Below are 9,822 nucleotides of genomic sequence, written 5' to 3'. Positions count from 1 at the left end.
GCGGGTCAGTGCGTGAGCCATCGGGTGGTGGCCAGCTGTGATCTGCCATCGCCGCGGGTCAGTGCGTGAGTGTTCGCGTTGTGGCCCGCGGTGACTGTCACCCCGCGGCCTTCAACTCCTCCGCGATGTCGTTGGCCCACGCCTCGATGGCGTCCCAGTCACGGAAGTCGCCGGCCGGCATCGCCTCCCTCGCTGCGGGCATGTGCCGGACCAGCCGCTCGCCCAGGCCGATTGCGGGCGACTCCGGGTCCCAGGCGCCGAAGAACACCTGCTCACCTCGCGGCTGGAGGAGCTCGGTCAGCTGCTCGAACTCCTTCGGGCGGCTCGTCTCCGTGACATCGCGGCCCTCAGCATCGACCTGGTCAGTGCCGAGCGGACCGCTGCTGAAGAGCCAGACCGGTCGCTCGCGCAGCTCCTTCTGGTGACGCTTCGCGAAGCCGGTCGCGTCCTTGAGCCAGTGGAACATGTAGGCGGCGCCACCGAGGACGACGGCGTCGTAGGAACTGAGGTCGCGGACCTCGCTGACGGCGCGCGCCTCCGCGGGAACCTCCGCTGCCTGGAGCGTGGCCGCGACCCGTTCCGCGATCCCGGCGGTGGAGCCGTGCCTGGTGGCGTAAGCAACGAGAACGTTCATCGACATCCCTCTCTGCCGACACCATCCGTGCCGGCCATCAGGGAGCGGCACACGATCGTGTCGCAACCCCGAGGGCCATGGGACCACGGTCGGTGTCGACCGCACAGGGGCTATGGTCCCGGCACGTCCCGTGGCGGGACGTCCGGAGCGGAGAAACGCTCGAAGGGGATGATCGAGACGCCCTGCGCCGACCCCTCGGCGGCGGCCTTGTCCTCGCGCGTCGGGTAGTCCCACAGCTCCGCTGTCTGCATGCCCCAGAAGACGAGGAAGTTGAGGATGACGACGATCTCGAGGATGAGGATGAGGTGGTTCTCGGCGATGCCGTTGAGGTGCGCCACGACGGTCAGGCCCAGGAGGACGAACATCACGGCGGCGACGACGCTGTAGCGGTTGACCCAGAAGCGTGGTCCGGGCTCGTCGGCGGGATGCTCGACCCGGGCGAGTCCGCGCGCGTTGGCGATCATGACGCCGATGACGCCGAGGACCATCGTGACGGCTGCGACCCCGTGGCTCACGTCCTTGAAGGTGTCGGGCCAGAAGAGGAAAAGGCCGAGCTCGACCCCGAGGATCACCAGGCAGATCCACGACGCCCGCCGGGCCCACCGGACGACGGCGCCGTTGTGGGCAGGTGCCCCCTCGGGCATCGGCTGCATGGGCAGGTCGAGGTCGTCGGCGGGCCGGACGCGGCGGCGGTCCCGGCGGACGAGCCACCACTTGGCTCCGACGGCGAGGGCGGTGGCGATGAGCAGCGTGGTGATGTTGTTGCGGACCGCTTCGGCGGTGAGGTCGAGGTTCTGTGCGGGGTACTTCGCGCCGCAGGACTCGTCGACGACGGTCGGGACCAGGGCGACGACGAGCGCCATGAAGCCGGAGAAGTCGAGCAGCACATCCTCCAGCGGGTCGTTGCCCTTGTAGACGATGAGGCAGGCTCCGACGGCGAAGAGCCCACCGATGAACGCTCCCCGCGCAGGCGTGTGGAAGTACGCACTGATCGACCCCAGCGCGCACGGTTCACCGCGGAGCGACTCGAGTCCCACGGCGATGAGCAGGATCAGCAGGAGTGGGATCGTCGCGAGACGCAGGTAGCGATACGTGTTGAGGACTGCGGCTTCGTGTGACTGCGTCATGAGTCCCTCCGAGCGGCACCGTGGTGAGACTCAGAGTGTCGCGCTCCCGAGGGTGATACGCATCCCGAGCGTGCGGACGGTGTCGGCTGGGAACCGGCTCAGCGGCATACGACCCGCTGGTGGGACTCAGACTCGACGCAGGACCGCGGTGACCTTGCCGAGGATCGTCGCGTGGTCGCCGTCGATCGGGGAGAAGTCCGGGTTGTGCGGCAGCAGCCACACGTGGCCGTCCTTGCGCTTGAAGGTCTTCACCGTCGCCTCGTTGTCGAGGAGGGCCGCAACGATGTCGCCGTTGTCGGCGGTCGGCTGCTGTCGGACGACGACCCAGTCACCGTCACAGATCGCTGCCTCGATCATCGAGTCACCGACGACCTTGAGCAGGAAGAGGTTGCCCTCGCCGACGATCTGCTTCGGCAGTGGGAAGACGTCCTCGACGACCTCCTCGGCGGTGATGGGCACGCCGGCCGCGATCTGACCCAGGAGCGGGACGTACGCGGCCGCCGGCCGGGCGTCGCCGGAGCCGGTCTCGGTGTCCTGCGGGGAGGCGACGTCGGGATCGAAGCCCGTTGCCTGGCTGCCCCCACGGCCGCGGTAGCCGAGCGCCTCGGCGGGGGAGTCGGGGGAGACGATCTCGATGGCTCGGGGGCGGTTGGGATCGCGGCGCAGGTAACCCTTTGCGACCAGGGCGTTGAGCTGGTGGGAGACGCTCGACGGGCTGGAGAGACCGACGGCGTCGCCGATCTCGCGCATGCTGGGCGGGTAGCCACGGCGGTCGACGGAGTTGCGGATCACCTCGAGGACACGGCGCTGGCGGACCGTCAGCCCGTCTCCCTTGTCGCGGTCGGGAAGCTCGGTCACGCCCATGGTGATCCCTTCTTGTGCTCACGCGGTGGCTCGGTGGCGACGCTCTCAGGCTGTCACAGACCCCACTGTCGGTGGTGACTGGTGTGGTTTCTGTTGTGGATGAAGCCTACGGGTTTTCGAACACAGGTGCCAAACATTTGTTCGACGTGTCGCTCGACATTCTTCGAACACGTGTGCTAGACATTCGTACAGACGTTCTATTCGAACATTCGTTCGCCAGAGGAGGAGACCATGGGCGCACAGGTTCTGCACCTCCCGGTGTCGGCCCCACCCGCACCGGCTCCCAGGCCGAGGCTCGTGCTCGTCCCGTCACCGGCTCCCGAGCCGCTCCCTGAGCCTGCGTATCGGCTCACCAGACGGGGCCGGGTAGTCACCGCCCTTCTCGCCGCCATTGCGCTGACGGTGGCCCTGCTGGCCGTGGCTGGACAGCTCGCGTCGGCAGCGGGGGAGCCACGATCGGTCTCGGTCCGGTCGGGCCAGACGCTGTCGGAGATCGCGGCCCGGGAGCTGCCCCAGCTGCCCATCGTCGACGGCATCGTCGAGATCCAGCTCGCCAACAACCTGTCCACCGCCCACGTCCACGCGGGACAGACCCTCGTCATCCCTGACCTCTGAGCCCCCGCCCTTGAGGCGTATGCCGCTCAGCCCGGTCCCGTCCGGCCGCTGAGCGGGCTGAACCCAGATCGGCCGCGTTGGCTCCACCATCAGCGGCTGGTGTGCCGGCGCTTCGACCCCGCCGGATGCACCCAGAACGCCGTACCTCGGTCACCATAGAGACCGTGGTGCGGCGTTCTGCCTTGTCCCGCAACGCCTTTCATCGACTGACGAAATGCAACGACGAGCTGTGGACAACTCGAGGGGTGGATCCGCCCGCCCCGCTTAGCCTCCTCGGGATGGGGCTGGGAGGAGTCTGCAGATGAGGTTTGGGGTCGACCCCGCGGCGCTGGGCCGCGACTCGGGACGATACGGCGAGGCGGTGCGGACGCTGGACGGAGTGGACGTCGCAGCAGCACTGGCGCCACTCGCAGCGGCCTTCCCCGGCGGGTTGACGGCGGCCGCCATCCGCACCCTTGGCGAGGCGTGGCACGACCGGCTCGTGCGCGTCCGTCTGGCACTCGAGGAGGTCGGCTCCGGGCTCGCGACGGCGGGCTCCTCGTATGCGGCGGTGGAGCAGGGTGCGCGGCGGGCACTCGGGACCGGGGACACGCCCTGATGCCGCAGATTCGAGTCCGGGACATCAGGAGGTTCAAGCCCGCGGCCGTCCTCGAGGTCGCGCACCAGCTCGAGACGCAACGACGCAGGGTGATCGCCGCGACCGAGGCGGTGCTCCGGGCCCGGTCGTCGGGCCAGTCGTGGACCGGAGCTGCCGCGCTCGCTGCCGCGGCGCGGCACTCCGGCTCGCTCGCCCGCCTGGCCGAGGTCGCGACCGCGATCGGGGTGACCGCTTCAGTGCTGCGCGGGGTGGCCGGGCGGATGGAGGCCAGCCTCGCCCTGCTGCGGCGTGCCGAGCGGGTCGCGTGGGGGCGCGGCGCTTGGACCGATCCGGACGGATTCGTCCAGGTGCCGCATCGGCTCCCCACCGGCGATCCCACGACGGATGCCCACGTCAGTCGGCTGGATGCCCTCATGGTGGACGAGGTGCGGCGGTGGCTGGACGAGGCGGTGCGGGTGGCCGCGGCGACGGACACGGAGACGCACCGGGTTCTGCTCGGGGCGGCGACTCGGAGTCACGCCCCCGGGCCCACCGATGGCCTTGGCGTCGTGCCGCCGCCTCCCGAGGGTGCCGGGGGCCGGCCGGACGGCGCATTCGCCAATGCGGCCTGGTGGCGGAGCCTCACGGTGGTCGAGCGGCGATGGGCCATCGGGCATCGTCCCGAGTGGGTCGGTCCGCGCGACGGGATCCCGGCCTGGGACCGGCACCAGGCCAACCTCCTCCTGCTTTCCAGAGCCCGCTCTGCCGCCGATGACGCGCTGGGGCGGGTCCCGCCTCCTGCCCATCGCAACGATGTCGTGGCCTGGGAGCGGGCGGCCTCGATCGCCGCCATCGATGCGGTGCTGGCCAAGCGCGACGGGGTGACCCGGCACCTGCTGCTCGTCGACAGCTCCGGGCCGGTCGTCCGGGCCGTGACCACCGTCGGGAACGTCGACCGCGCGGGGCACGTGACCACCTTCGTCGGGGGGCTGTCGACCAGTCCGCACCACGACCTGCGGCGTTACGACGAGCGGTTCGTCGACATGCGGAAGCTCGCGTGGACGAAGACGCGCGGTGCCGGCGAGGCGGGCGAGGTCGCGATCGTCCTGTGGATGGGCTACCCCGCCCCGCAGTGGAGAGATGGAGGGCTGGGACCTCGATCCGTGCTGCGCGACGACCTCGCTCGGGACTGGTCGGACGACCTCGCCTCGTTCACCAACGGCATCGCGGCCAGCCGCGACGAACCTCCACACCAGGGCCTCTGGGCACATTCCTACGGCTCAGTTCTGGCGGGGTTCGCGCTGCAGCACAGCATGCGCATGGACGACGTCGCGCTCTTCGGCTCCCCGGGGACGTCGCTGGACTCGCTTGCAGCGGCGGGCCTCAAGCCAGGCAGCCTCAACGTGCTCGCGTCTCCGAGCGATCCCGTCGCCGCTTCCGGGTGGTTCGTGCGAGACCCGCGTGATGTGCCCGGTGTCGCCATCCTCTCCGCCGACTGCGCGCTCAAGCCGGGATCGACCAACGAGCCGCTCAAGGGCTCGTCCGGGCACAGCGCCTACCTCAATGACGGCACGACGAGTGAGCACAACCTGGCGGCGATCGCGGCGGGTCGACCCGAGCAACGGATCCGGCCGGGCGGGCCCTGTCTCGTGGTCCCGAGGCCTGGGCTGCCGCACTGACCGCTCGAGCACACCGAGCACACCGACGACGAGGCCACCGGATGACGCGGGCCTCCGAACAAGAAGGAATCCCACCGAGATGAAGGAGACGGAAATGACAAAGGATCGCGACGGGCGCACGCTCGTGTCGGGCACCGCCGCAGGTGTGATCGGGTCGCTGTGGCTGCTCGGGTCGCTGGCCATGGGCATCACCACCGCACCATGGCCGGACCTGGGGACCACCATCGAGTTCACGCTCGGCTGGGCCGCGTTCGGCTTCATCCCGGCACTGGTGCTCGTCCTGGTCTGGTCACACCTCGACTCCGGCGAGAAGCGGGACTGACTGTGCACTTTGGGGCCACTCGACGAGGTTGGGTCGGGCCGGGGCGGCGGGGTTTGGGTGGGGACGTCGGGGCCACTCGACCTGGTGTGGGGGCTGGGTCCGAGGTCGGGTGGTCCTGGAGTGACACGCCGGGACGGTTGGGGTTCCTGTGACGTTTGTGCAGGTCACGGGACGGTTCGGGGACCAGGGCCGGAAGCGACGCGCCGAAGTTGTGCGATTCGCTTGATAACGCGCCGGTCACATGCCTACAGTTACCCCAACATCTAGTAGTTACATGCCTGTAAGTCGTCCACATGTAGTCCCCAGGGGCTCGGACCTTACGCACAGGTCATCCACACGCTGTCCCCAGCTCTGTCCCCAGAGCGAGCTCAGCGGCATACGAAAAACGGCTGTGAAGGAAGGTGAGCGCAGGTGCACTGCCCGTTCTGTCGGCACACGGACTCGCGCGTCATCGACTCACGCACGACTGACGACGGCACGTCCATCCGCCGCCGGCGTCAGTGCCCCGAGTGCAACCGACGCTTCACGACGACCGAGACCTCGAGCCTCAGCGTCATCAAGCGGTCGGGGGCCTCGGAGCCGTTCAGCCGGGCCAAGGTCCTGTCGGGGGTGCGCAAGGCGTGCCAGGGCCGCCCGGTCACCGAGGACGACCTCGCCCTGCTCGCCCAGCGCGTCGAAGAGACGATCCGGGCGCAGGGGAGCGCGGAGATCGAGGCACACGAGGTCGGCATGGCCGTCCTCGAGCCGCTCCGCGAGCTCGACGAGATCGCCTACCTCCGGTTCGCCAGCGTCTACCAGGCCTGGGAGACGCTCGAGGATTTCGAAGGAGCCATCGCGGTCCTTCGAGCCGAACGTGACGCGCTCGGACAGGAGCCACCGGCTCGGTCCGAGATCGGCGCGAAGCGGTAATCGCCCTCCACCCCCCTTTTCGCCACCCGGGTCTTCCGGGTTGCGGGTTTGTCAGACCCCGGCGAGAGACTGACTGAAGACGAGAAGACCCACACGCACCAACGGTCAGGGAGGCCGCAGCATGACGGAGATCGGAAACCGCAGCGCACGTTCGAGAGGTGGCGCCAGGAAGGGCGTCAAGGTGGAGCGCATCTACACCACGCCCGGGGTGCACCCCTACGACGAGGTGACCTGGGAGCACCGCGACGTCGTCCAGCAGAACTGGAAGACCGGCGAGACGATCTTCGAGCAGCGTGGCGTCGAGTTCCCCGACTTCTGGTCGATCAACGCGAGCACCATCGTCACGACGAAGTACTTCCGCGGGGCCGTCGGCACCAAGGCGCGGGAGAAGTCGCTCAAGGAGCTCATCGACCGCGTCGTGCTCACCTACGTCAAAGCGGGCAAGGACCACGGCTACTTCGGCTCCGACGAGGATGCCGAGATCTTCGAGCACGAGCTCACCTATGCGCTGCTGCACCAGGTCTTCTCGTTCAACTCCCCGGTGTGGTTCAACGTCGGCACGAAGTCCCCGCAGCAGGTGAGCGCGTGCTTCATCCTCTCCGTCGACGACTCGATGGACTCGATCCTCAACTGGTACAAGGAGGAGGGGAAGATCTTCCAGGGCGGCTCTGGTGCGGGCCTCAACCTGTCGAGGATCCGCTCGTCCAAGGAGCTGCTCTCCTCCGGTGGGACCGCGTCCGGGCCCGTGTCCTTCATGCGCGGCGCGGATGCGTCCGCGGGGACCATCAAGTCCGGCGGCGCGACCCGCCGCGCGGCCAAGATGGTCGTCCTCGACGTCGACCACCCCGACATCGAGGAGTTCATCGAGACGAAGGCGCGCGAGGAGGACAAGATCCGCGCGCTGCGGGACGCCGGCTTCGACATGGACCTCGGCGGCAAGGACATCGTCTCGGTCCAGTACCAGAACGCGAACAACTCGGTCCGGGTCACCGACGAGTTCATGAAGGCTGTCGAGGACGGCAGCGAGTTCGGGCTGCGGGCGCGCCAGACCGGTGAGGTCATCGAGAAGGTCGATGCCCGAGAGCTCTTCACGAAGATCGCCCAGGCGGCCTGGGAGTGCGCAGACCCCGGCCTGCAGTACGACGACACGATCAACGACTGGCACACCAACCCGGAGACGGGCCGGATCACGGCGTCGAACCCGTGCTCCGAGTACATGTCGCTCGACAACAGCTCGTGCAACCTCGCCTCGCTCAACCTGCTCAAGTTCCTCCGCGACGACGACACCTTCGACGGGGAGACCTTCCAGAAGGTTGCCGAGCTCGTCATCACCGCGATGGACATCTCGATCTGCTTCGCGGACTTCCCCACCGACCCGATCGGTGAGACGACGCGCAACTACCGCCAGCTCGGCATCGGCTACGCCAACCTCGGCGCCCTGCTCATGGCCACCGGTCACGGCTACGACTCCGAGGGTGGGCGCTCGCTCGCGGCGGCGATCACCTCGCTGCTCACCGGCGCCGCCTACAAGCGGTCCGCCGAGCTCGCCGGGGTCGTCGGGCCGTACAACGGCTACGCCCGAAACGCTGACGCGCACAAGCGGGTCATGCGCAAACACCAGGCGGCCAACGACGACATCCGGACCCTCGACGCGATGGACTCCGACATCCACAAGCTCGCGACGAAGGCGTGGGACGACGTCATCAAGCTTGGTGAGAAGCACGGCTACCGCAACGCCCAGGCGTCGGTGCTCGCCCCGACCGGGACCATCGGCTTCATGATGGACTGCGACACGACGGGGATCGAGCCCGACTTCTCGCTCGTCAAGTTCAAGAAGCTCGTCGGTGGCGGCTCGATGCAGATCGTCAACCTGACGATCCCGCGGGCGCTGCGGAAGCTGGGCTACCAGGAGGAGTCGATCGAGGCGATCGTCGAGTACATCGCCGACAAGGGTCACGTCATCGACGCGCCCGGCCTCAAGCCGGAGCACTACGAGGTCTTCGACACCGCGATGGGCGCCCGGGCGATCCCGCCGATGGGCCACGTGCGGATGATGGCAGCGGTGCAGCCCTTCCTCTCCGGTGCGATCAGCAAGACTGTCAACCTGCCGGAGTCGGCCACGGTCGAGGAGATCGAGGACGTCTACCTCCAGGGCTGGAAGCTCGGCCTCAAGGCCCTCGCGGTCTACCGCGACAACTGCAAGGTCGGCCAGCCGCTGTCCGACGGCGGCTCGACCGCCAAGGACAACAAGGCCGCGGCCGACGCCGCCGCCAACGAGGCCAAGATCGAGAAGGTCGTCGAGTACCGGCCGCTCCGTCGCCGCCTGCCGAAGCGGCGCACGTCGCAGACGACGTCGTTCGCCGTCGGCGGGGCCGAGGGCTACCTGACGGCGGGAACCTACGACGACGGCACGCTCGGCGAGATCTTCCTCAAGTTCGGCAAGCAGGGCTCGACGCTGGCCGGCGTCATGGACGCCTTCTCCATCGCGGTGTCGGTGGGTCTGCAGTACGGCGTGCCGCTCGAGACCTTCGTCGAGAAGTTCACCAACCTGCGCTTCGAGCCGGCCGGCCTCACAGACGACCCGGACGTGCGCATGGCGCAGTCGATCATGGACTACGTCTTCCGCCGTCTCGCGCTGGACTACCTCGACTACGACACGCGGTCCTTCATGGGGATCCACACGGCCGAGGAGCGGGCTCGCCAGGTCGAGACCGGTTCCTACGAGGCGACCGACGGCGACGAGTCCGACGAGGACATCGAGGAGGAGCTGGAGACGCTCCAGCAGTCGGCGCCGGTCTCGAAGAAGCTCGCCGAGCCCAAGTCCGAGAAGTCGGAGAACAAGGACGTGGCTGCTGACGTGAACTTCGGCGCAGGCGCTGCCTCGGCGCGGCAGGCCTCCAGCGACGTGCACTCGTCGGCGGAACTGCTCGAGAAGTTCGGCGGCATCTCCGCAGACGCGCCGATCTGCATGACGTGCGGCACGAAGATGCGGCCGGCAGGGTCGTGCTACGTCTGCGAGGGCTGCGGAAGCACGAGCGGCTGCAGCTGACCTGACCACGCATCGTTGAAGGGGGGCCCGGATGAGATTCCGGGCC

Annotated in this window: 9 protein-coding genes; 6 read left to right on the top strand and 3 right to left on the bottom strand. The window is 68.5% G+C overall.

Annotated features, from left to right (window positions below):
• Positions 1–97: 97 nt before the first annotated feature.
• The 3 genes from LOY02_RS15350 to lexA all read right to left on the bottom strand — a co-directional run bounded on the left by LOY02_RS15350 (position 98) and on the right by lexA (position 2,625).
• A complete protein-coding gene (locus tag LOY02_RS15350; RefSeq protein ID WP_317183235.1) occupies positions 98–634 on the bottom strand; it encodes a flavodoxin domain-containing protein in 537 nt (178 codons plus the stop codon).
• 110 nt (positions 635–744) lie between these two features.
• Positions 745–1,761, bottom strand: a complete 1,017-nt coding sequence (locus LOY02_RS15345) for a hypothetical protein (RefSeq protein ID WP_317183234.1) — start codon at positions 1,759–1,761, stop codon at positions 745–747.
• Positions 1,762–1,887: 126 nt separating this feature from the next.
• Complete coding sequence (gene lexA, locus LOY02_RS15340; RefSeq protein ID WP_317183233.1) at positions 1,888–2,625, bottom strand: transcriptional repressor LexA; 738 nt, start codon at positions 2,623–2,625, stop codon at positions 1,888–1,890.
• Between the two features lie 231 nt (positions 2,626–2,856).
• Between lexA and LOY02_RS15335 the strand changes: the two genes are divergently transcribed.
• The 6 genes from LOY02_RS15335 to LOY02_RS15310 all read left to right on the top strand — a co-directional run bounded on the left by LOY02_RS15335 (position 2,857) and on the right by LOY02_RS15310 (position 9,776).
• Complete coding sequence (locus LOY02_RS15335; RefSeq protein WP_317183232.1) at positions 2,857–3,240, top strand: LysM peptidoglycan-binding domain-containing protein; 384 nt, start codon at positions 2,857–2,859, stop codon at positions 3,238–3,240.
• 301 nt (positions 3,241–3,541) lie between these two features.
• Complete coding sequence (locus tag LOY02_RS15330) at positions 3,542–3,838, top strand: hypothetical protein (RefSeq protein WP_317183231.1); 297 nt, start codon at positions 3,542–3,544, stop codon at positions 3,836–3,838.
• Entirely contained in the window at positions 3,838–5,496 is a 1,659-nt protein-coding gene (locus LOY02_RS15325; RefSeq protein WP_317183230.1) for an alpha/beta hydrolase, read from the top strand. Before LOY02_RS15330 ends, LOY02_RS15325 begins: the two co-directional genes overlap by 1 nt.
• Positions 5,497–5,590: 94 nt before the next feature.
• Positions 5,591–5,818: a hypothetical protein gene (locus LOY02_RS15320; protein ID WP_317183229.1), complete on the top strand. Its 228-nt coding sequence runs from the start codon at positions 5,591–5,593 to the stop codon at positions 5,816–5,818.
• A 411-nt stretch (positions 5,819–6,229) separates the two neighbouring features.
• Positions 6,230–6,727, top strand: coding sequence for a transcriptional regulator NrdR (nrdR, locus tag LOY02_RS15315; RefSeq protein ID WP_317183228.1), 498 nt, complete (start codon positions 6,230–6,232; stop codon positions 6,725–6,727).
• Between the two features lie 121 nt (positions 6,728–6,848).
• Positions 6,849–9,776, top strand: coding sequence for a vitamin B12-dependent ribonucleotide reductase (locus LOY02_RS15310; protein WP_317183227.1), 2,928 nt, complete (start codon positions 6,849–6,851; stop codon positions 9,774–9,776).
• The last annotated feature ends 46 nt before the right edge of the window (positions 9,777–9,822 follow it).

Source organism: Intrasporangium sp. (assembly GCF_032907665.1).
Lineage (GTDB): Bacteria > Actinomycetota > Actinomycetes > Actinomycetales > Dermatophilaceae > Intrasporangium.
This window is presented reverse-complemented; position numbering and strand designations above follow the sequence as displayed.